Consider the following 20,348-nt stretch of genomic DNA (forward strand, 5'->3'; position numbering starts at 1 on the left):
GCCGTCGCCCGCCTGTTTTCCATGAAGTCCGAACTGCGCCAAGACTCGCACCTGCGCCGAACCCTGGTTCTGCTGGGCATGGTCGCGGCCATGGCGGCCATCTTCGCGCTGGACACGCTCACCGAGTATGCGGTGGCCGCCGCCGTGTTCCACACGGCCATCATCCTCGTGGCCCTGCGCTGGTTCAGCCCCAGAACGGTGATCGTGATCACCGGCATCTGCATCGTCCTGACCCTGGCCAGCTTTGCGCTCACGCCGGCCGGGGCCTATCGCACGGGGCTGATCAATACCTGCATCAGCATTCTGGCGATCGCCATCACCGCCTATCTGGGCCTGAAGATGGTGACGGCCCAGAATGCCGCCCATGCGGCCCGCACCCAGTTGCTGCGCATGACCCAGGCCACGAGCGTGGGCCAGCTCACGGCCTCGATTGCGCATGAGGTCAACCAGCCGCTGGCGGCCATCGTCACCAGCGGCAATGCCTGCCAGCGCTGGCTGGCCCAGCAGCCGCCGAACCTGGACAAGGCCGGGCAGGCGCTGGGCAGAATCCTGGCCGATGCCCAGCGCGCGAGCGAGGTGATCGTGCGCATGCGCGGCATGGCGCGCGGCGATGCTCCGCACAAGCAGGCCTTCGACCTCAACGAGGCCGTGCGCGAAATGCTCAGGCTGTCCCAGGCCGAGCTCGACAAGCGCTCGGTGCTCGTCGAGGCGGACCTGGCCAGCGGCCTGGCACCGGCCTTCTGGGACCGGGTGCAGTTCCTGCAGGTGCTGGGCAATCTGCTGCTCAACGCCATGGATGCGATGCAGGATGTGCCGCCCCAGCGCCGGCGCATAGGTGTTGCGACCCAGGCCCTGGGCCAGCAACTGGTGCTGACCGTCAGCGATGCCGGTCATGGCCTGTCGCCATCCGCGCAAAGCCATTTGTTCGATGCGTTCTGGAGCACCAAGAGCCAGGGCATGGGCCTGGGGCTGAACATCTGCCGCCACATGGCCGAGGCCAATGGCGGGCGCATCTGGGCCACGGACCGCGAGGACGGGGCCAGCGGCGCAGTCTTTCATGTCACCATGGCCACTGCCGCGCGAGAGCGCGCATGAAACGGAGTCCGCTGTGCTTGCTGACGGCTTGAATATGCAGGGCCAGGGCGCCGAGGCCCGGGTCTATGTGATCGATGACGATGCCTCGGTGCGCGCGGCCGTCGAGGATTTGCTGGCCTCGGTCGGCCTGGCCGTCGATGCCTTCGGCTCCACGCGCGACTTTCTCGCCCACTGGGAGCAGGCTCCTTCGCAGGGGCCGGCCTGCCTGGTGCTGGACATTCGCATGCCGGGCCAGAGCGGCATGGAGTTCAGGCGCCAGATGCTGGAGCTGGATCTGCGCCTGCCCACGATCTTCATCACCGGCCATGGCGATATTCCCATGAGCGTGGAGGCCATGAAGATGGGCGCGGTGGAGTTTCTGACCAAGCCCTTTCGCGATCAGTGCCTGCTCGACGCGATACAGGCGGCCATCGCCCAGGACCGCGAGCGCCGCGCCCAGGATGCCACGCAGGACGCGCTGCGCGAGCGCTGGCAAAGCCTGTCGCGTGGCGAGCAGCAGGTGCTGGTCGGCGTGGTGCGCGGTCAGCTCAACAAGCAGATTGCGGCGGACCTGGAGGTCAGCGAGATCACGGTCAAGGTCAGGCGCGCCCAGGCCATGCGCAAGATGCAGGTCCGCACCCTGGCCGATCTGGTGCGCGCGCTGGAGCGGCTGGAGATCCGGTGAGATCCGGCAGCCCCTGAGCCGCCTCGCGTCTTCCCCCTGAAAGGGAGACGGTGCCTGCTTGCTGCCTGCGGTGTCCGGCCGCAAAAGACAGCGTCATGAACCATGTAAAAAAACAGAGCTGCTAGCGCTTGATATATCTGGCTTTCAGATGCTTTTCAATCTGAAATCCATGACTGGCAAGCGCTACCAGCTCTCTTTTTATAGATCGTAAACACGTTCTTAGAACTTCCAGGAGGCGGGAAGCAACTGCAGCAGCACGGTCGTCATGACCAGGTAGCGGGCGAACTTGCCGATTGCCATATAGAACACGCAAGCCCAGAAGGGCATGCGCAGCCAGCCGGCCACGGCGCACAGCGGATCGCCGACGATGGGCAGCCAGCTCAGCAGGCAGGCCTTGGGGCCGAGCCTGCGCAGCCAGATGCGCGCCCGTCTTTCGTTGCGCGAGAGCGCCCTCGGCGGCTTGCTCTGCTCGGGCTGGCCTGCGCGGCGGCGCGCGCGCGCCGCATGCCAGGCCTTGTGCGCGCCCAGGCCCATCCACCAGCTGATCGCGCCGCCCAGCGTATTGCCGGCCGTGGCCACGAAGATCGTGGGCCAGAACAGCTCGGGGTTGAGTTGCAGCAGGCCGACCACGGCGGGCTCCGAGCCCAGTGGCAGCAAGGTGGCCGAGAGCAGGGCCACGACAAAAACCGTGCTCAGGCCGAATTGGGGCAGGGCCAGCCAGCCCAGCAGCTGTGTTATCCAGACTTCCATAGCAGCGCAAGTGTAGGTGTAGGCCGATTGGCCTGAGCGTGGCGCGCGGCTATTGTGGGGACTTTGTTCATCAGGCAAGGAAGAGGCATGCAAGCTCGCGCACCAGGGAGGGGACAGCTGGGAATGGTCGACAAGGCGAAAGCCTGGGGAGCGGGCGCCGTGGCCTGGGGCCTGCTGCCCTTCGTGCTCGGGGGCTGCGCAGCGACGGTGGATTCCGGCCGGGAGCACGACCCCTGGCGCCAGGCCCTGGCCGGCGCGGGCTGTGCGGCCCAGGCACCAGCCGTGCCGCAGCGGCTGCAGGCCGTGCAGCACGATCTGGGGCAGGCCGGGCTGGAGCTCAGGCTCGTGGGCTGTGAATCCGTGGCCGGCAAGCAGGCTCTGCGCTTCGACCCCTGGGTGGTCGATGGGCGCCGGGCCGCCCAGGTGGTGCGCGGCCCCATGGCCAACGGGCAGGTGCTGGATCTGGGCTGGCCCCAGGGCCGCAGGCAGGCAGCGGCCCTGCCCGACGAACAGGTATCACCCGATGTGATCTTCAACCGCCAGTGGTGGCGCGCGGTCCTGGCGCGGCATGGGCTGGAGCCGGTTGCCGGAGACTGGCACAGCTATGCAGCCAGGCCTTGAGCCCTGGGGCGCCGGCCGGGTTCAAGGCCCGGGACTTGCCCGTTTTCAGTTTGCTGAAAATTTGGGCAGGTACAATCTTGCTCCCCCGCTCGCGTCTTTTCTTCATCTCTCGCCATGCTTTCACAGCCGCTGTCCATAGGTGCGCATGCTGTTCCTAACCGTTTGTTCGTCGCTCCCATGGCCGGAGTGACGGACAGGCCGTTCAGGCAGCTGTGCAAAGCCCTGGGCGCGGGCTATGCAGTCAGCGAGATGGTGACCTCGCGCAAGGACTTGTGGAACAGCCTCAAGACCAGCCGGCGTGCGAACCATGAGGGCGAGCCCGGGCCCATCGCGGTGCAGATCGCGGGCACGGATGCGCAGATGATGGCCGAGGCGGCCATCTACAACGTCGAGCGCGGCGCGCAGATCATCGACATCAACATGGGCTGCCCGGCCAAGAAGGTCTGCAACAAGTGGGCGGGCTCGGCGCTGATGCAAAACGAGGCCCTGGCCGTGGAGATCGCGGCTGCGGTCGTGGCCGCCTGCGAGCCCCATGGCGTGCCCGTGACGCTCAAGATGCGCACCGGCTGGTGCGCGGCCGAGAAGAATGCCGTGGCGCTGGCGCGGCGCTTCGAGCAGGTGGGCATACAAATGCTCACCGTCCATGGGCGCACGCGCGAGCAGGGCTACAAGGGCTTTGCGGAGTACGAGACGATTGCCGCCGTGAAGGCCGCAGTCCGCGTGCCCGTGGTCGCCAATGGCGACATCGCCAGCCCCGAGAAGGCGCGCGAGGTGCTGGCCGCGACCGGCGCCGATGCGCTCATGATCGGACGCGCGGCCCAGGGCCGGCCCTGGATCTTCCGCGAGATTGCACATTACCTGGCCACGGGCGAGCACATGGCGCCTCCCCTGGTCGCCGAGCTGCGCCGCCTGCTGCTCGAACATCTGCAAGACCACTACAGCCTTTATGGCGAAACCACGGGCGTGCGCAGTGCAAGAAAGCACATCGCCTGGTATCTACGCGGCCTGCCCGAGGGCGAGCCATTCAGACAACACATCAACACCATCGAGGACTGCGCAGCGCAATGGCAGGCCGTGGCCGATTATCTGGACGCTTTGGGCGCCCGCATGGATCGCATACCGGCCGTCATCGGGAGTGGTGCCCTGGGCACCGGTCTCGCAGAGCCCGCAGGAATGACGGCATGAGCAATCAAAACATAGAACAATGCGTCCGGGAAAGCCTGGAAGTCTATTTCCGGGACCTGGACGGCGAAAAGCCCAATGGCATGTACGACATGCTGATTCGCCTGGTCGAAAAGCCGCTGCTGGAAGTGGTCATGAACCAGGCCGACAACAACCAGTCGCGTGCTGCCGACTGGCTGGGACTGAACCGTAATACCTTGCGCAAGAAGCTGCTCGAGCACCAGATGCTCTGAGCCTGCGCCTGCACAGATCACGCTGCAAGCCTTGGCTCACGGGCTTGCAGCCCATTTTTCAAAACCTGCATTGACTGACGCCATGAACGCCCTGTTATCCGTCTCCGACAAGACCGGTATTGTCGAATTTGCCCAAGGCCTGCATGCCCTGGGCATCAAGCTGCTGTCCACAGGGGGCACGGCCAAGCTGCTGGCCGGGGCCGGCCTGCCCGTGACCGAGGTGGCCGAAGTCACCCAGTTCCCCGAAATGCTCGACGGCCGCGTCAAGACCCTGCACCCCAAGGTGCATGGCGGCCTGCTGGCCCGCCGCGACCTGCCCGCGCACATGGCGGCTCTGCAGGAACATGGCATAGACACCATCGACCTGCTGGTGGTGAATCTCTACCCGTTTGAAGCCACCGTGGCCAAGGCCGGCTGCACGCTGGCCGATGCCATCGAGAACATCGACATCGGCGGCCCTGCCATGGTGCGCTCGGCTGCCAAGAACTGGAAGGACGTGGGCGTGATCACCGCCGCCGACCAGTACGAGGCCGTGATGGCCGAGCTCAAGGCTGCCGGCAAGCTCTCCGACAAGCTGCGCTTTGCGCTGTCCGTGGCTGCCTTCAACCGCATCGCCCAGTACGACGGCGCCATCAGCGACTACCTGTCTTCGGTCAAATTTGAAGACGAAAAGCTGAGCGAGGAATACGTGCCCGAGCGCAGCCTGTTCCCCGCCCAGAGCAACGGCCACTTCATCAAGGTGCAAGACCTGCGCTACGGTGAAAACAGCCACCAGCAGGCTGCGCTGTACCGCGACCTCTACCCCGCTCCCGGCTCCCTGGTCACCGGCCAGCAACTGCAGGGCAAGGAGCTCTCGTACAACAACATCGCCGATGCCGACGCAGCCTGGGAATGCGTGAAGAGCTTTGACGAGGCCGCCTGCGTCATCGTCAAGCACGCCAACCCCTGCGGCGTGGCCGTGGGCAAGGACGCGCACGAAGCCTATGCCAAGGCCTTCCAGACCGACCCTACCAGCGCCTTTGGCGGCATCATTGCCTTCAACCGCACCGTGGACAAGGCCGCGGCCGAAGCCGTGGTCAAGCAATTCGTCGAAGTGTTGATGGCCCCTGACTTCACTGCCGAAGCGCTGGAAATCTTCAAGCCCAAGGTCAATGTGCGTCTGATGAAGATCGCTTTGCCCCAAGGTGGCAAGAGCGATTGGGACCATGGCCGCAACGCCATGGAATCCAAGCGCGTGGGCTCGGGACTGCTGCTGCAGACTGCCGACAACCACGAGCTGGCCCTGGCCGACCTGAAGGTGGTCACCGTCAAGCAACCCACGCCTGCCGAGCTGCAAGACCTGCTGTTTGCCTGGAAGGTGGCCAAGTACGTCAAGTCCAACGCCATCGTGTTCTGCAAGAACGGCATGACCATGGGCGTGGGTGCAGGCCAGATGTCCCGCCTGGACTCGGCCCGCATCGCCTCCATCAAGGCCGAAGCCGCCAAGCTGTCGCTGCAGCACACCGTGGTGGCGTCGGACGCCTTCTTCCCCTTCCGCGACGGTCTGGACGTGGTGGTGGACGCCGGTGCCACCTGCGTGGCCCAGCCTGGCGGCTCCATGCGTGACCAGGAGGTCATCGACGCCGCCAACGAGCGTGGCGTGGCCATGGTGTTCACGGGCGTGCGCCATTTCAGACACTAAAAGCTCCCCCTGAGCGGCTGCGCCGCTTCCCCCTCTCTGGCTTTCGCCGGAGGGGGACGACACCAGCGCTGCGGGGCGGCCCTTGCTCGGTGTCTTTGGCGAATGGGGTCTTCGCATGCGACATGTCTGTATTACTGAGGGCCTCTAGGCTGGCCGGAGCGGGTGCAAGAAGTCCATTGGGCTTTTGAACCTTCGCCACAACGCCCAGACAGTACTTGTGTACGGCAAGGGCCAGCAACAATGCATGAAGCGCTGTCTGGGCGCCATAGCGCGAGCAAGGATCGAAGCGATCAAAAAGCAATGACGGATTTCAGAGACGACGAAGAAAACTATCCGCCCCGGCCGCGCTGGATCGCCTGGGTGATTGCGGCCTTCATGGCGGCGGCGGCGCTGGGTGTGGCGAATATCGGTTGGCGCATCATGCGGCCTGCGTCTGTGGCGGCCCTGCCCACGGACCCGGTGCTGCTGGCCGGCAAGACCCAGGTCGAGGCCAGCGATTGCATGCGTTGCCATGGGCTTTCACGCAACTATGTGGGGCCGTCCTTTCAGCAGATCTCGCAGCGCTATGGAGAGCGCAGCGATGCGATCGACTACCTGGAGCGCAGGATTCGAGAAGGCAGCGTGGGTGAATGGGGGCGGACCATCATGCCGCGCCATCCCCAGCTCAGTCAGGAACAGGCCAGGCAGATGGCGGCCTGGATACTGGCGCAGCGCGCGCCCGCTCAGTCTTCCAGCTGAGCAGCGCTGCAGCGCCACGGCGGCAATGCTAAGAGCGTGAACACGCTCTTAGAGCTGTGGCGGGCTGTCTTGTGCAGCTGCCGCCGGTTTGGGTGGTTTGGGGCGTGGCGGCTTGGTGGTGTGTATGAGCAGCGTGGCCTTGTCCATGGCGCCTGATTGCAGCTCAGGCCAGGCCTTGAGCGAATGCGCAATGCTGTCTTCGATGAGCTGGCGCTGATCGGGCGCGGGTTTCTTGAGCACCCAGTTCGCGACCTCGGCCTTGTGGCCCGGATGGCCTATGCCGACGCGCAGGCGCCAGTAATCATCCGAGCCCAGCTGGGCATGGATGTCCCGCAGGCCGTTGTGGCCGCCATGGCTGCCGCCGCGCTTGAGCTTGACCTGGCCGGCTGCGAAGTCGAGCTCGTCGTGGACGACCAGAATCTCCTGGGGCTGGATCTTGAAAAAGCGCGCCAGCGAAGCCACGGACTTGCCCGAGAGATTCATGAAGGTCTGAGGTTCAAGCAGCCACAGGGTCTCGCCCCTGATGCTGGTGCGCGCCATGAGGCCGAAGTAGCTGCGCTCGGGCATGAGCTGGACCTTGAGCTCGCGTGCCAGCGCATCTATCCACCAAAAGCCTGCGTTGTGGCGTGTGTCTTCATATTCGGGCCCTGGGTTGCCCAGGCCGACAAACAGTTTGATCATGGGCCGTGATTATGCTTGTGTGCAGCAGGGGGCTGGGTGGGCGCTGGCCATGCAAAAGGCCCACGCAAGGTGGGCCTTGGGTGGCAGGCGACGGAGCCAGTCCGTCGCCGGGGCGCAGAAATTACTTCTTGCCCTTCTTGGCGGGAGCCGCAGGAGCGGGAGCTGCTGCAGCTGCGGCATCGGGAGCCACTTCGGGCAGCTTGATCGACACCAGAGCGGGGTTCTTGTTGGCGCCGCGCACCACAGCCTTGACGCCGTGAGGCAGCTTGATGCTTTGCAGGCCCAGGGCCGACTTGGAATTCAGGCCGCTGAGGTCGACGGCGATGAATTCGGGCAGGTTGGCGGGCATGCAGATCACGTCGAGTTCGTGGATCAGCGGGGTCACGGTGCAGTTCTCGACCTTGACGGCCTGCGACTCGGCCATGCCTTCGAAGTGCAGAGGCACCTTGAGGTGGACGCGGGTCTTGTCATCCACGCGCTGGAAGTCCACGTGCAGGACCTGGCGCTTGAAGGGGTGGTATTGCACATCGCGCAGCACGACCTTGGAGGTCTGGCCGTTGACTTCCATTTCCAGAACGCTGGAGTGGAACACTTCCTTTTGCAGGGCGTGCCACAGGGCGTTGTGATCGATCTCGATCAGTTGGGCTTCGGCGGTGCCGCCGTAGACGATGCCGGGGGCCTTGCCCGAATTGCGCAGACGGCGGCTCGCACCCGTACCTTGCTTGGCGCGCTCAAAAGCGACGAATTGCATAACTAACTCCTGTTTGGACGGACCGCGACCAGTCCCATCCGTTTGAAAAAAGAGCGGCACACACATGCAGGCCGCTCTTGCCTTGGTTGCCGAAAAGGATTTTCTGCAACGCACAAACCTCCCGAAGGAGGTTTGCCTGAAACTCACGTTCCGTGAAAGAGCGCGATTTTATTCCGAGAACAGGCTCAGCACCGAATCACCCGTGGAGATGCGCTGAATGGTTTCGGCAAACAGCGGTGCCACGGAGAGCTGGCGGATCTTGCCACAGGCCTTGGCTGCGGGGCTGAGCGGAATGGTGTTCGTGACCACGACCTCGTCCAGGGCGCCGCCATTGGCGATGCGCTCGATGGCCGGGCCCGAGAAGATCGGGTGGGTGCAGTAGGCGTAGACGCTTTTGGCGCCGCGCTGCTTGAGTACCTCGGCGGCTTTCACCAGGGTGCCGGCGGTATCGATCATGTCGTCCATGATCACGCAGTTGCGGCCGTCGATGTCGCCGATCACATGCATGACTTCCGAGACATTGGCCTTGGGGCGGCGCTTGTCGATGATGGCCAGGTCGCAGCCCAGCTGCTTGGCCAGGGCACGTGCGCGCACCACGCCGCCCACGTCGGGCGAGACCACGATCAGGTCCTCATAGTTCTTCTGGCGCAGATCGCCCAGCAGAACCGGCGTGGCATAGATGTTGTCCACGGGGATGTCGAAAAAGCCCTGGATCTGGTCGGCGTGCAAGTCCATGGTCAGCACCCGCTCCACGCCCACGGCCTGCAGCATGTTGGCCACGACCTTGGCCGTGATGGGCACGCGCGTGGAGCGCGGGCGGCGGTCCTGGCGGGCATAGCCGAAGTAGGGGATCACGGCGCAGATGCGCTCGGCCGATGCGCGCTTCAGGGCGTCGACCATGACCAGCAATTCCATCAAATGGTCATTGGTGGGGGCGCAGGTCGATTGCACGACGAAGACATCGCGCGTGCGTACGTTCTGCTTGATCTCGACGGCGACCTCGCCATCGGAGAAACGGCCCACGTCGGCAACACCCAGTGTGGTGCCCAGGTGCTGAACGATTTCAGCGGCCATGCCAGGGTTGGCATTGCCGGTGAAGACCATGATATCGGGATGATGTGAATGCATTGAGCGCCCCAGATGATGGGTGTTCTAGACGCTTGAAGATCACGATCTTCGCAAATCCAGTTGAAGCAGGCCGACAGCTCTATGGCGTAAGCCGTGTTCGCATTTTTGTTTGCGTAGATCCTAAAGATGTTTGGCAGGGGAGGAAGGACTCGAACCCTCGCATGCCGGAATCAAAATCCGGTGCCTTGACCAACTTGGCGACTCCCCTACACAGGCCCGCTGCCGTAAGCAACAAGCCCAGAACCTTTAATCTGCAACCCAGCTCATCAGAGGATGGCTTGCGAGATTCCTGCAAACCTTGACTTGCCAGGAGCCTGGGGCTTCCATCAATTCAAGATCCGCTTTCATTGGTGCAAACACTGCACTTCCTGAGCCCGTCATTCTAGCATGCATTTTTTGCGATTCAAGCCATTTTCTGGCTTTCTTCACTTCAGGCTGCAAGCTTTCAGCGACTGGCTGCAAGTCGTTTCGACCAAAGTCAAAGTGCTCTGCAGCAAAGACCGAAATTGTAGCATGCTCTGAATTGCGTTGAAGGTTTGGATCTGAAAAAATCTTTTTCGTCTCCAGCCCCGCATCAGGCTTGACTACAACGAACTGCCTGATTTCAAGCGCGTCCGCGTTTTCGAGTGGCGTGATTATGTCACCAATTCCAGCCACCCAAGCCGAAGTTCCGCACAAAAAAAACGGCACGTCGGCGCCCAGGCCCAGACCTATGTGCTGCAGCTGACGGCGAGAGAGGTTCAGCCCCCAGAGCCGGTTCAGGGCCATGAGCGTGGTTGCCGCATCCGAGGAGCCGCCGCCCATGCCGGCCTGGGCAGGGATGCGCTTGTCCATGCCGATGTGCGCGCCCAGGCTGCAGCCCGTGGCTTGCTGTAGCGCGCGGGCTGCGCGTGTGCACAAGTCGTCTTCGGGCAGTTGCAGGCCCGAGAGGTCTTCGCGGCTGATGCCGCCGTCGCTGCGCAGCTCGAAGTGCAGGAGGTCATGCCAGTCTATGAGCATGAAGACCGATTCCAGCAGGTGGTAGCCATCGGGCCTGCGGCCCGTGATGTGCAGGAACAGGTTGAGCTTGGCCGGAGCCGGCATGTCATACAGCGCGTGCATGGCGGATCATGAGAGAAGGTGATTCTTTAAAAGAGGAGCGGCTTGCGCTTGCTGTACATGGGTTTCAGATGCGTTTCTATCTGAAACCGTTATGACAAGAGCGCTAGCAGCTCACTTTTGTGCTTGGTCCAGCACGATGCGCAGCGTGGCCGAGGGGGCGGGGTCCAGGCGCTGGGCCAGCAGGCGACCCTGCTCCATGCGCGAGAGATCGGTCTCCCAGCCGGGCACGGAGGTGGGCTGGCCGTGCAGCCAGTCGAACAGGGCTGGAATGGGCAGCTCGGTGCCTGTGAGTTCTAGCACCAGGGATTGCAGCGAGTCCGAGCTTTTGCTGTTGCCGCCTTGCTCCAGGCTGGCCTGGTCCGGCGTCCAGCTCAGCCGCGCGAGCACCGAGCCCAGCGGGGTGAGCAGCAGCAGCTCACCGTTGTGCGGCGTGCCCTGGAGCTCGAAGGCCGCGCTGAAGGACTGGTTCTGATCGGCGCCATAGGACTGCGTGTCCTGCACCTGCAAGGCCATGCGGCCCGACCAGTGGCCGGCCAGGGCCTGGGCCGTGTCGCCGGGCAACTGGCGCGGCAGCTGGCTGCAGCCGGCCAGGCCCAGCAGGGCGGCACCCATCAGTGCCGTGCACAGTCTGCGCCGCAGAGGCAGGGGGCTGGCGGCCATCATGGCGACACTCCCAGGCGCTTGAGGGTGTCGCGCAGGGATTGGTTGTCGGGGCTTGCCGCCTGGGCCTGGCGCCAGATCTTGCGCGCGCCGTCTTTCTGGCCCTGGGCCCACAGCACCTCGCCCAGGTGGGCGGCTATCTCGGCATCGGGGCGCTTGGCATAGGCTTTCTCCAGCAGCTCGCGTGCTGCATCGAGATCGCCCTGGCGGAATTTGACCCAGCCCAGGCTGTCGGTGATGAAGGGATCGCCGGGGGCCATCTCCAATGCCTTGACCACGAGCTGCTCGGCTTCGTCGAGGTGGATGCCGCGCTCAGCGAAGGAGTAGCCCAGGGCGTTGTACGCATGCTGGAAGTCGGGCTGGCGCGCAATGATGCCGCGCAGCAGCTTCTCCATCTCCTGGTGCCGGCCCAGGCGCTCGGCCAGCAGGGCGGCGTCGTAGGCGAGTTCGGGGTCTTTGGGAGCCTGTTGCAGCATTTGCAGCTGCAGTGCATAGGCCTGTTCGACGCGGCCGGCATCACGCAGCAGTTGCACCTTGGTCAGTTGCTTGAGGCGCTGCTGGCTGGGGCCGTTGGCGGGCACGGCATCGATCAGGGCCAGGGCCTGGTCGGGCTTGTTCTGGCGCAGCAGCAGGGCGGCGCGCCGGGCCTGCACGCTCAGTGCATTGGAGGCATCTGCAATCTGGCTCAGCAGCTCGTCGGCCTTGGCGTACTGGCCTTGCTGCTCGGCCAGTTGGGCCTGTAGCAGATAGTGCTGGGACTGGGCTGCGCTGCGCGCCACGCCGGGGGGAAGCTGCGGGATCAGGGCGCCAAACCTGTCCACGGATTTGCGCGCGGCCTCGAGCTCGCCCGCGCGCAGTTGCAGGCTGGCCTGCAGGGCCCAGGCCTCGGGGTAGTCGGGGGTTTCCTGGGTGATGGTGTCCAGCAGGCCACGAGCCTCTTTCAGGCGCTGCTGCTCCAGCAGGGCGCGTGCATAGGCCATGCGCATCTGGGCGCTGGGCGTCTTGGCCAGATAGCGCTGGACCACGGGCTCGGCTTCGGGCAGGCCGGCTTCAAGCAGTTCCATGGCCAGCAGGGCGCCTGCGCCCGTGTCGGGCTCGAGCGCCTGGGCCTTCTCCAGGGCCAGCACGGCCGCCTGCCTCTGGTCGGCATTGAGGCGCATGTGGCCTATGGTGGCCCAGGCCATGGCGCCAGTCTCGGGCTTGGCGAGCTCGGGCTCCATGGCCGACTCGACCACGTCGGCCGCCAGGGCCTTGTCCCCGGCATTGTTGTAGAGCTGGGTAATGGCCAGAAAGGCCGCGGGCTTGGAGGGTGCGGGCGTGAGCGCGATCTCGCGCTTGAGATAGGCGCCGGAGTCGCCTATGCGGTTCAGGGCGACGAGAATCTGCAGCACGAACCGGTTGGCATCGCGCGACTCGGGATAGGCTTCGAGCCAGGCCCTGGCGTTGATCAAGGCCCGGTCGCCGGAGCGCGACTGCAAGGCCAGCTCGGTCGCGCGGCGGTAGAGCTGCTCGCTGTTGCTGGTGCGCGCGGCCTCCATCAGCATGGCCTGGGCGTCAAGCAAGGCGCCTTCGCTGGCCGCAATCTCGCCGACCAGAATCTCGTAGAACAGCTCGGCATTGAGAGCGGCACGCTGGTCTTCTGGCGAAAGCGCATCGCTGTCGTGGGGTTGCGCCTGCACCTGTGCGGCATCCGGTGCACTGGGGGGCGTCCTGGGCTTGGCTGCGGCAGAGCCCGCAAAAGAAAAGCCCAGGGCCAGGGCGGCGGCCAGGCCTGTAAGGCGTAGGAGATGAGGCATCGAATCATAATAATCGAAGCCCATTGCGCTTGAGTTTTGCTCCTTCAAGAATCACCCTCCTGTCCCATGCCTGAACTGCCAGAAGTCGAAGTCACACGCCGCGCCTTTGCCGAACCCATTGCGGGCGCCCACATCCAGAGTCTGAGAATGGGCAAGCCCCTGCGCTGGCCTCTGGGCCTGGATCCCCAGAGGCTGGTGGGGCGGGATGTGCTGGGTGTGCGGCGCCGGGGCAAATATCTGTTGCTCGACTTGAGCGAAGGCCTGCTTTTGCTGCACCTGGGCATGTCGGGCAGCCTGCGCTTTGCGCCTGGTGGCGAAGCCGAGCTCGGGCCGGCTGGAGCGCATGACCATTTCGATCTTCAGACTTCGCAAGGCTTGCTGCGGCTGCATGATCCGCGGCGCTTCGGCGCTGCCGTGTATGTGTCCGGCGAAGCCGATCCCCTGGCACGCAAGCTACTAGGCCGGTTGGGCATGGAGCCGCTGGAGCCGGGTTTTGGCTTCGAGGCCTTCAAGAGCCAGCTGCTGCTCAGCCGCATGCCCATCAAGCAGTTGCTGCTGGGCGGCAAGGTGGTTGTGGGCGTGGGCAATATCTATGCGTGCGAGGTCCTGTTCATCGCGCGCATCGCGCCTACCCAGAGTGCGCGCGAGATCGGTCCGCGCAAGATGCGCGCGCTCCACGAGGCGATTCGCAGCGTGCTGGCCCAGGCGGTTGCGAAGGGCGGCACCACGCTGCGCGACTTTTCCGCGCCCGACGGCATGCCCGGGCACTTCCAGCTCGAAACCCAGGTCTACGGCCGCCAGGGGCAGGCCTGCCAGCGCTGTGCTGGTCCCATACAACTGCTGCGCCAGGGACAGCGCAGCACCTATTACTGCCCGCGCTGTCAGAAGTAGGGATCTGGATCAAGCTTTTGACGGAATTGGCAAGGCCGTGCGAGGGTAGGATGGCGGCCTTTATCAATCCATAAGAGAGCAGCCTGCGATGCTATGCTTTGTGAACAACAGGCATTGGCCATAGGGCGGGGAGTCATGATGCAGGCATCGTTCAACGAGCAATTCGACCGCCATGGTGCGTGGCGCCGGGGGTTTGCACAGCAATTGCATGGCCTGCGCGAATGGCTGCTGTCCCAGGACCTGCTGGATGCAGCCGTGCAGGAAAGGCTGCAAAGGCTTGAGGCCCAGGTGCGCGGCGACAAGGTCATGGTGGCCTTCGTGGCCGAGTTCTCGCGTGGCAAGTCCGAGCTCATCAATGCCATCTTCTTCGCCCATTACGGCCGCCGCCTCATGCCGGCCAGCGCCGGGCGCACCACCATGTGCCCCACCGAGCTCGGCTGGGATGGCGAACTGCAGGCCGGCCTGCGCCTGCTGCCCATAGAGACACGTGAATCGGCCGACAGCCTGGGCCAGTGGCGCGCGCGCGCCGATGCCTGGCAGCAGTTCCCCATCGACGTGGACAACGCCCAGCAGATCGCCGATACCCTGGCCAAGGTCACCGAGGTCCAGAAAGTAACCCAGGCTCAGGCCGAAGCCTGGGGCTTTGGCCAGCACGGCGCGGCAGGCAGCGCCCTGGTCGATGACAAGGGCATGGTCGAGGTGCCCAGGTGGCGCCATGCGCTGATCAACATGCCCCATCCCTTGCTCAAGCAGGGCCTGGTGATCCTGGACACGCCAGGCCTGAATGCCGTGGGCGCCGAGCCCGAGCTCACGGTCAACCTCATACCCCAGGCGCATGCCGTGGTGTTCGTGCTGGCCGCGGATACGGGCGTGACCCAGTCCGACCTGGTGATCTGGCGTGACCATGTGCTGCCGCCGGAGGCCTGGCCGGGGCGCCAGTCCCTGTCGGATTCGCGCCTGGTGGTGCTCAACAAGATCGATACGCTGTGGGACAGCCTGAGCTCGGGCCAGGAAGTGCAGGCCCAGTTGCTGCGCCAGCGCGAGGAATCGGCGCGCATGCTCAGCATGCCCGTGGAGCGCGTGGTGCCGGTCTCCGCGCAAAAAGGTCTGGTGGCCAAGATCGGCAGCGACGGCCAGCTGCTCCAGGCCAGCGGCCTGCCGGTATTCGAAGAACTGCTGGCCCACGACATCATGGGCCAGCGCCAGCAGGTGCTGCAGGCCGCGGTGGCGGCCAATGTGCGGCAGATGGAGCTGGAGGTGCAGCGCGTGCTCAACATCCGCAGGCGCGACCTCGACGACCAGATGGCCGAGCTGCGCAGCCTGCGCGGCAAGAATGCTAGCGTGATTGCGAGCATGCGCCGGCGTGTCGAGGCCGAGCAGCAGGAGTTCGACAGCAGCGCCGCCAAGATCCAGGCCGTGCGCACGGTCTATATGCGCATGCTGCGCGAGCTGTTCCGCCTGCTGGGCTCGGGCTCCATCAAGCTGGAGCTGGCCGAGTTGCGCGATGCTCTGGAGCAGCGCGGGCTCAAGCTGGGGGCACGCAAGGTCTATGCGGAAACCTTTGAACGCCTGCGCAACCTGGCCGCCAAGGCCCAGGCCCAGGCGGCAGAGATACAGCAAATGCTGGGTGCGAGCTTTGCGGAGCTCAATGCCGAGTTCGGTTTTTCGCTGCAGCCGCCCGCCAACCTGGAGCTGCCCGAGCTGGCCGCAGACCTGCAGCGCATCGAGGCCGGCTACACCCAATACCTGGGCCTGGGCCATGCGCTCAAGCTCAGCAGCGAAGCCTATTCCCAGCGGCTGATCAAGGCCCTGGCGATGCGCCTGCGTACCGTGTTCGAGTCTGCTGCCAACGATGTGGACCTGTGGAGCAAGGCCGCCACGGCACAGCTCGATGCCCAGTTGAAGGAGCGCAAGCGCAGCTTTGCGAGGCGCATCGAGGCCATGGACCGCATACAGGGCGCGGCCTCTGGCCTGGTGGAGCGCATTGCCGAGATCGAAGCCGCCGATGCCCAGCTCACGGCCACGCACATGCAGCTCAGAAAAGCCGCAGCCCTGCTGCTGGCACCGTCGGCGCCAGTCCAGGACACGGCCCGGCAACCCTTTTTGATGGTGGTTTGATACCTTGAATGATGCATCCATCGCCACGGCCGTCGTGCAGTGGCAGGCCGCCCACGGGCGCAATCATCTTCCCTGGCAGGGCACGCGTGATCCCTACCGGGTCTGGCTCTCGGAAATCATGCTGCAGCAAACCCAGGTCACCACGGTGCTTGGCTATTACGAGCGCTTCTTGCAGGCCTTCCCCGACGTGGCCAGTCTTGCTGCAGCCTCTCAGGAGTCCGTGCTGGCCTTGTGGAGCGGCCTTGGCTATTACAGCCGTGCGCGCAATCTGCACCGCTGTGCGCAAATGGTGGTCGAGCAGTGGGGAGGCATGTTTCCGCGCAGTGCCGAGGATCTGGCCACTCTGCCCGGCATAGGGCGCTCCACGGCGGCTGCGATCGCGGCCTTTTGCTTTTCCGAGCGTGTGGCCATTCTGGACGCGAATGTGCGGCGTGTGCTTACGCGTGTTCTGGGGTTCGATGCCGATCTGGCCCAGGCCAAAAATGAGCGCGAGCTTTGGGGCAAGGCCAATGCGCTGTGCCCTCGCGAGAACCTCGAACAGGCCATGCCGCGCTACACCCAGGGCTTGATGGACCTGGGCGCGACCATCTGCCTGCCGCGCAAGCCAAGCTGCCTGGTCTGCCCCTTGCATGCGCTGTGCCGGGCCGGCCGGGCTGGCAATCCCGAGGCCTACCCCGTGCGCACGCGCAAGCTCAAACGAAGCTCCGAGGCCTGGTGGCTGCTGATCGCCGTGGATGAAGAGCGGCGTGTATGGCTGGAGCGCAGGCCTCAGCAGGGCATCTGGGCAGGCCTGTTCAGCCCCAGGGTTTTTGACAGCCGTGAGGCTCTGGAGCAGGCCGTGGCCCTGCAATGGCCTTCAGCCGGTGCTCCCAGGGATTTGCCGGCCTTTCTGCATGTGCTCACCCACAAGGACTTGCACCTGCACCCCGTGCTCATCCCCGTGCGCGCGGCTGCCGTGGCCCGGGTTGCTGAAGACGGGCGCTGGGCCGCAGCGGCCGACTGGGCCGGCATGGGGCTGCCCGCACCTGTGCGCCGTCTGCTTGACGAAGAGCTCGCGTCCTAATGGGCCCAGAGCTGGCAGGGCATTGGCTGCAGCAAGGCGCAATGAGTCTCAGCATCTGCGCTGTGCAAGCAACAGGCCGCAGCGCAGCAGCATCCAGGCCTGCCACTGGTCCTTGGTCACCGGGTCCCGCCTGGCCCGGTTGGTGGCTTCTATGATTTGCAGGCGCAGGTCGCGCAAGGTCTGGCGGTCGCGCAGTTGAGCGGCCTGCTCCCAGGCCTGCTCGCAGTGCCTGCGTTGCTGTTGCTGATCGGTGTTCATGGCTGTGCAGTCCCGGTCTTGGCTGGATCGTGGGTATTGCCAAATGCATACCAGTCGACGTGGCGTGTGCAGATCATGAGCAGGGCCAGAACCAGGAACAGGGCGATGGCACCCACGACCAGGGCGGTCTGCTCCAGTTGCAGCAGTACATAAAGCAGTGCGTAGAGTGCGCCAATGCCTGCGGCAAAAGGCAGGCCGCGCCGCATGCTGCCCAGGATATGGCTGGCGTAGTAGCCAAGCAGCGTCACGCACGCCACGGCCGCCATGGCATAGGCGCTGGCAAAGCCCAGGTGCTCGGACAGACTGATCAGCAGCAGGAAAAAACTGCACAAGGCCGAGCCTACGAACAGGTATTGCACCGGGTGCACGCGCAGCTTCTTGAGCACCTCGAACATGGCCACGGCCACAAAGGTCAGGACCACGAAAAGCAGGCCGTATTTGGTCGCGCGGTCGCTCAGCGAATAGGGATTTACGGGATCCACGAAATCCGTGCTCAGCGTCTCCAGACAGTCCTGGTTGGTGCTGTCATGGTAGGCCTCCTGATCGTGGCTGGTGTGGCAAAGCCGGGCCTGTTCGCGAAACGCCTGCTGGGCCGAGGAGGCCAGGGCTGAGAGATTCCAGCTGGCGCTAAAGCCTTGTTCGCCAATCTCGCGGCGTGTCGGCAGAAAGCTGCCGCCGAAGGATGGATGGGGCCAGTCGGCCGAAAGGTTGACCTGGCTCTGGCTGCCAAGCGGTACAAAGGCCAGGCGTTGCGTGCCCACAAGCTCCAGCTCCACGGACAACTCCAGAGGCTTGCCTTGGGTAAGCAAATCCATGGGAAGCAGGGCGTGAATGCCCTGGGAGTAGCGCTCCAGCCCGGTGCCCGGGGCAGCGTTGAGCGGCGTCTGGTCTGCAAGAATGCGTGCGCTGCGCACGCCCCGGGAATCACTCAGGGCCAGGACAATCTTCAAGGGCTCGCAACTCACGCTGGTGACGGAGCCGGCCTTGCTGCCCGTGGCTGGCTCCAGGTATTCACTGGCATTGGCAAAGCTGGCGTGGATGCGGTCCTTGAGGACATAGCTGTTGACCTTGTGCAGGCTGCGGGCAAGCTCCTGCATGCTGGCAGAGGCTTCGTGGCGCAGCTCGTCGGGCAGCAGCATGCGCTGGAATTTTTCGGTGGTGAGCTCGGTCTTTGTGCCGTTTTGCACGCTGGTGTGCCGGGTACAGTTTTGCACCAGCATCGGGCCCATCAAAGTCTGTTGGCCTGCAAGACTGGAGACTACGCCCTGCACCGCATGATCACGGTTGCGTATGCGGTCCTGCACCACGTCCTGAATCAGGCTCAGGCCGAGCATCAGCAGAGCCAGCATGACAAACAGGGCCCCAAGCTTGGTCAGCAATCGGTTCTTCATTTCGTGTTTCCGGCGATTGATCAAACCGGCAGTCTCGGCAGCGCCTGTGTGGGACGGATGAAGTCTGTGAAGCCGATGTGAAGCCCATGGGCGAAGGTAAGGTCCCCAGAGCCATTGCGCGCTCATTTCCAGCAAGGCCCTGGCTGCATGGCGCTAGGTTTGAGGCCGGACTCCGGACACTACGCCACAGCAACTGGCTCGCCGCAGGCCTTCTCCGAGGCCATGGTGTGCATTGCGTTCGCGGGCAGCAAGGGTTGGAGCGAAATCGGGCGATTTCTTCGCGCTGTGGCTTGCTTGCACCCCGGTGCAAGCTGCGGCCCATCGACTCGAACTCATCCCGATTGCGTTCCAACGCGGTAGCGTAGAGATCGTAAACACGTTCTGAGAAGTGCAGGGGCAGGTGCTGCCTTGCATGGGAGCGGATTTGAATGTGCCCCCATTTTTGAAATTTATGCCCCAAATGTCCCCTGTGGATTGCGGCACGGCGGCCTCAAATCTGAAGTACAACACCCTTCAGAATTGAGGCCGCCAGGTCTACAAAGGGGAAAAAGAAAAAGGCCGGAAGGTGATGCACCTTCGCGGCCTTGACTTTGGTTCCGACGGTGACTACTCGCACGTTTGCACGCCAAGTCGTGCCACTTCAGGTGGCGTGCCGGGCTGCTCAATCGCTTCAGTCAAATGGCGCGGCCTTGCACGGTGGCTGTGGCTGTCATGGCATAACTGCGCCTATGGTTTGGGGAGGTTCGGCTTTCAGGGATAGCCCTGTGGCGGCACCAAGACACAGGTTCGATAGGCACACTCGCTGACCCGTCCTAAATTAGGTTGACACCAGGATGGTAGAGCAAAGCCGGGAGCTAACCGGCCAATGACGCCCGGTGCACTGCATCGGGCGTTTGCATTTTGAGCGAAGAATGCAATCGCTCGTGGTTGTAGATATGCACGGACTGCTCGACCATGCGCCTGGCTTGGCTAAGATCGGCAGGGCGGTGCAGCAGGAGCTCCGTCTTGAGGATGCCATTGACCCGCTCGGCCAGAGCGTTCTGATAGCAGTCGTAGCCATCGGTCATCGAGCAAGTGACGCCATGGCGCTGATGCAAGGCCTGGTAGTAGGTGGAGCAATACTGGATACCTCTGTCCGAGTGGTGGATCAGGCGCTGGTGCGTCTGGCGTGTGCGCAGCGCCATCTTCATGGCCGAGGGTGTACAGAATTTTGTGTAAACGGACAATCCATCGCAGGCGATAGCCTGCTTGTCCGCAAACACAATGACAACCAAGAAGCACGAAGTACCGCAAGAACTGTTGACCAGCCTGCTGGCCGATTACAAGAAGCCTGAAGACCTGATTGGCGAGAACGGCTTACTCAAGCAACTGACCAAACTGCTGGTGGAGAAGGCTCTGCAAGCAGAGCTGACCGAGCACCTGGGTCACGAGCGCCATGACGCCGTGGCCAACGCCAGCGGCAACACCCGCAACGGCACGAGCAAGAAGACTCTGAAGGGCGAGTTCGGCGAACTGTCCATCGAGGTGCCACGCGATCGCCACGGCA

General features: G+C 64.1%; 20 protein-coding genes, 1 tRNA gene and 1 pseudogene. 11 read left to right on the forward strand and 11 right to left on the reverse strand.

The annotated features are described in order from the left end of the window. Nucleotides 1-21: 21 nt before the first annotated feature. Nucleotides 22-1,095, forward strand: a complete 1,074-nt coding sequence (locus G486_RS0120920) for a sensor histidine kinase (protein WP_027017280.1) — start codon at nt 22-24, stop codon at nt 1,093-1,095. A 34-nt stretch (nt 1,096-1,129) separates the two neighbouring features. Beyond that, entirely contained in the window at nt 1,130-1,759 is a 630-nt protein-coding gene (locus tag G486_RS0120925) for a response regulator transcription factor (protein WP_027017281.1), read from the forward strand. A gap of 219 nt (nt 1,760-1,978) precedes the next feature. On the opposite strand, the gene G486_RS0120930 is transcribed toward G486_RS0120925, so the two are convergent. Next, on the reverse strand, nt 1,979-2,509 hold the full coding sequence (locus G486_RS0120930; protein WP_245587386.1) for a YqaA family protein: 531 nt from the start codon (nt 2,507-2,509) through the stop codon (nt 1,979-1,981). 87 nt (nt 2,510-2,596) lie between these two features. Between G486_RS0120930 and G486_RS23035 the strand changes: the two genes are divergently transcribed. From G486_RS23035 to G486_RS0120955, 5 genes are all read left to right on the forward strand, one after another. Next, the gene (locus G486_RS23035; RefSeq protein WP_156920119.1) at nt 2,597-3,130 is read left to right on the forward strand and encodes a hypothetical protein; all 534 of its coding nucleotides are present in this window, start codon (nt 2,597-2,599) and stop codon (nt 3,128-3,130) included. 114 nt (nt 3,131-3,244) lie between these two features. Continuing rightward, on the forward strand, nt 3,245-4,315 hold the full coding sequence (gene dusB / locus G486_RS0120940; protein ID WP_027017283.1) for a tRNA dihydrouridine synthase DusB: 1,071 nt from the start codon (nt 3,245-3,247) through the stop codon (nt 4,313-4,315). Further along, on the forward strand, nt 4,312-4,545 hold the full coding sequence (locus G486_RS0120945; RefSeq protein WP_027017284.1) for a Fis family transcriptional regulator: 234 nt from the start codon (nt 4,312-4,314) through the stop codon (nt 4,543-4,545). The genes dusB and G486_RS0120945 overlap by 4 nt, the downstream gene beginning before the upstream one ends. Nucleotides 4,546-4,627: 82 nt before the next feature. Then, entirely contained in the window at nt 4,628-6,226 is a 1,599-nt protein-coding gene (gene purH, locus G486_RS0120950) for a bifunctional phosphoribosylaminoimidazolecarboxamide formyltransferase/IMP cyclohydrolase (RefSeq protein WP_027017285.1), read from the forward strand. Nucleotides 6,227-6,526: 300 nt separating this feature from the next. Continuing rightward, nucleotides 6,527-6,964 (forward strand): c-type cytochrome, encoded by a 438-nt coding sequence (locus tag G486_RS0120955; RefSeq protein WP_027017286.1) that lies wholly within the window; start codon nt 6,527-6,529, stop codon nt 6,962-6,964. A 48-nt stretch (nt 6,965-7,012) separates the two neighbouring features. Here G486_RS0120955 and pth read toward each other — a convergent pair whose 3' ends face one another. The 7 genes from pth to G486_RS0120990 form a co-directional block, all read right to left on the reverse strand. Further along, nucleotides 7,013-7,645, reverse strand: a complete 633-nt coding sequence (gene pth, locus G486_RS0120960; protein ID WP_027017287.1) for an aminoacyl-tRNA hydrolase — start codon at nt 7,643-7,645, stop codon at nt 7,013-7,015. A 121-nt stretch (nt 7,646-7,766) separates the two neighbouring features. Further along, entirely contained in the window at nt 7,767-8,396 is a 630-nt protein-coding gene (locus G486_RS0120965; RefSeq protein ID WP_027017288.1) for a 50S ribosomal protein L25/general stress protein Ctc, read from the reverse strand. A 168-nt stretch (nt 8,397-8,564) separates the two neighbouring features. Continuing rightward, the gene (locus G486_RS0120970) at nt 8,565-9,524 is read right to left on the reverse strand and encodes a ribose-phosphate pyrophosphokinase (protein WP_027017289.1); all 960 of its coding nucleotides are present in this window, start codon (nt 9,522-9,524) and stop codon (nt 8,565-8,567) included. Between the two features lie 131 nt (nt 9,525-9,655). Next, nucleotides 9,656-9,732 (reverse strand) — tRNA-Gln (locus G486_RS0120975). 38 nt (nt 9,733-9,770) lie between these two features. Next, nucleotides 9,771-10,625, reverse strand: coding sequence for a 4-(cytidine 5'-diphospho)-2-C-methyl-D-erythritol kinase (gene ispE, locus G486_RS0120980; RefSeq protein ID WP_027017290.1), 855 nt, complete (start codon nt 10,623-10,625; stop codon nt 9,771-9,773). Nucleotides 10,626-10,736: 111 nt separating this feature from the next. After that, nucleotides 10,737-11,288, reverse strand: coding sequence for a lipoprotein insertase outer membrane protein LolB (locus G486_RS0120985; protein WP_407059814.1), 552 nt, complete (start codon nt 11,286-11,288; stop codon nt 10,737-10,739). Beyond that, a complete protein-coding gene (locus G486_RS0120990) occupies nt 11,285-13,081 on the reverse strand; it encodes a tetratricopeptide repeat protein (RefSeq protein ID WP_027017292.1) in 1,797 nt (598 codons plus the stop codon). Before G486_RS0120990 ends, G486_RS0120985 begins: the two co-directional genes overlap by 4 nt. 66 nt (nt 13,082-13,147) lie before the next feature. Between G486_RS0120990 and mutM the strand changes: the two genes are divergently transcribed. The 3 genes from mutM (at nt 13,148) to mutY (ending at nt 17,153) form a co-directional block, all read left to right on the forward strand. Beyond that, the gene (gene mutM, locus G486_RS0120995; RefSeq protein WP_027017293.1) at nt 13,148-13,972 is read left to right on the forward strand and encodes a bifunctional DNA-formamidopyrimidine glycosylase/DNA-(apurinic or apyrimidinic site) lyase; all 825 of its coding nucleotides are present in this window, start codon (nt 13,148-13,150) and stop codon (nt 13,970-13,972) included. 138 nt (nt 13,973-14,110) lie between these two features. Then, nucleotides 14,111-16,090 (forward strand): dynamin family protein, encoded by a 1,980-nt coding sequence (locus G486_RS23040; RefSeq protein ID WP_051303720.1) that lies wholly within the window; start codon nt 14,111-14,113, stop codon nt 16,088-16,090. Between the two features lie 4 nt (nt 16,091-16,094). Further along, nucleotides 16,095-17,153, forward strand: coding sequence for an A/G-specific adenine glycosylase (mutY, locus tag G486_RS0121005; RefSeq protein WP_027017294.1), 1,059 nt, complete (start codon nt 16,095-16,097; stop codon nt 17,151-17,153). A 48-nt stretch (nt 17,154-17,201) separates the two neighbouring features. On the opposite strand, the gene G486_RS0121010 is transcribed toward mutY, so the two are convergent. The 3 genes and pseudogenes from G486_RS0121010 to G486_RS23045 form a co-directional block, all read right to left on the reverse strand. Next, nucleotides 17,202-17,411 (reverse strand): hypothetical protein, encoded by a 210-nt coding sequence (locus tag G486_RS0121010; RefSeq protein WP_027017295.1) that lies wholly within the window; start codon nt 17,409-17,411, stop codon nt 17,202-17,204. Continuing rightward, nucleotides 17,408-18,802 (reverse strand): cell envelope integrity protein CreD, encoded by a 1,395-nt coding sequence (gene creD, locus G486_RS0121015; protein ID WP_027017296.1) that lies wholly within the window; start codon nt 18,800-18,802, stop codon nt 17,408-17,410. The genes G486_RS0121010 and creD overlap by 4 nt, the downstream gene beginning before the upstream one ends. Nucleotides 18,803-19,656: 854 nt before the next feature. Next, nucleotides 19,657-19,995 (reverse strand): annotated as a pseudogene (locus G486_RS23045) (integrase core domain-containing protein); the annotation flags it as partial. Between the two features lie 70 nt (nt 19,996-20,065). Between G486_RS23045 and G486_RS0121025 the strand changes: the two are divergent. Continuing rightward, nucleotides 20,066-20,348: transposase (locus G486_RS0121025; protein WP_211233785.1), on the forward strand; the 283-nt coding region annotated here is incomplete at its 3' end.

Source organism: Comamonas composti DSM 21721, from assembly GCF_000429845.1.
In the GTDB taxonomy this organism is placed as follows: Bacteria; Pseudomonadota; Gammaproteobacteria; order Burkholderiales; family Burkholderiaceae_C; genus Comamonas; species Comamonas composti.

What these genes read in the sequence shown, in the direction of transcription:
- G486_RS0120920 (WP_027017280.1), top strand. Translation starts at nt 22, where the DNA reads ATGAAGTCCGAACTGCGCCAAGACTCGCACCTGCGCCGAACCCTGGTT.
- G486_RS0120925 (WP_027017281.1), top strand. Translation starts at nt 1,130, where the DNA reads ATGCAGGGCCAGGGCGCCGAGGCCCGGGTCTATGTGATCGATGACGAT.
- G486_RS0120930 (WP_245587386.1), bottom strand. Translation starts at nt 2,509, where the DNA reads ATGGAAGTCTGGATAACACAGCTGCTGGGCTGGCTGGCCCTGCCCCAA.
- G486_RS23035 (WP_156920119.1), top strand. Translation starts at nt 2,597, where the DNA reads ATGCAAGCTCGCGCACCAGGGAGGGGACAGCTGGGAATGGTCGACAAG.
- dusB (WP_027017283.1), top strand. Translation starts at nt 3,245, where the DNA reads ATGCTTTCACAGCCGCTGTCCATAGGTGCGCATGCTGTTCCTAACCGT.
- G486_RS0120945 (WP_027017284.1), top strand. Translation starts at nt 4,312, where the DNA reads ATGAGCAATCAAAACATAGAACAATGCGTCCGGGAAAGCCTGGAAGTC.
- purH (WP_027017285.1), top strand. Translation starts at nt 4,628, where the DNA reads ATGAACGCCCTGTTATCCGTCTCCGACAAGACCGGTATTGTCGAATTT.
- G486_RS0120955 (WP_027017286.1), top strand. Translation starts at nt 6,527, where the DNA reads ATGACGGATTTCAGAGACGACGAAGAAAACTATCCGCCCCGGCCGCGC.
- pth (WP_027017287.1), bottom strand. Translation starts at nt 7,645, where the DNA reads ATGATCAAACTGTTTGTCGGCCTGGGCAACCCAGGGCCCGAATATGAA.
- G486_RS0120965 (WP_027017288.1), bottom strand. Translation starts at nt 8,396, where the DNA reads ATGCAATTCGTCGCTTTTGAGCGCGCCAAGCAAGGTACGGGTGCGAGC.
- G486_RS0120970 (WP_027017289.1), bottom strand. Translation starts at nt 9,524, where the DNA reads ATGCATTCACATCATCCCGATATCATGGTCTTCACCGGCAATGCCAAC.
- ispE (WP_027017290.1), bottom strand. Translation starts at nt 10,625, where the DNA reads ATGCACGCGCTGTATGACATGCCGGCTCCGGCCAAGCTCAACCTGTTC.
- G486_RS0120985 (WP_407059814.1), bottom strand. Translation starts at nt 11,288, where the DNA reads ATGATGGCCGCCAGCCCCCTGCCTCTGCGGCGCAGACTGTGCACGGCA.
- G486_RS0120990 (WP_027017292.1), bottom strand. Translation starts at nt 13,081, where the DNA reads ATGCCTCATCTCCTACGCCTTACAGGCCTGGCCGCCGCCCTGGCCCTG.
- mutM (WP_027017293.1), top strand. Translation starts at nt 13,148, where the DNA reads ATGCCTGAACTGCCAGAAGTCGAAGTCACACGCCGCGCCTTTGCCGAA.
- G486_RS23040 (WP_051303720.1), top strand. Translation starts at nt 14,111, where the DNA reads ATGCAGGCATCGTTCAACGAGCAATTCGACCGCCATGGTGCGTGGCGC.
- G486_RS0121010 (WP_027017295.1), bottom strand. Translation starts at nt 17,411, where the DNA reads ATGAACACCGATCAGCAACAGCAACGCAGGCACTGCGAGCAGGCCTGG.
- creD (WP_027017296.1), bottom strand. Translation starts at nt 18,802, where the DNA reads ATGAAGAACCGATTGCTGACCAAGCTTGGGGCCCTGTTTGTCATGCTG.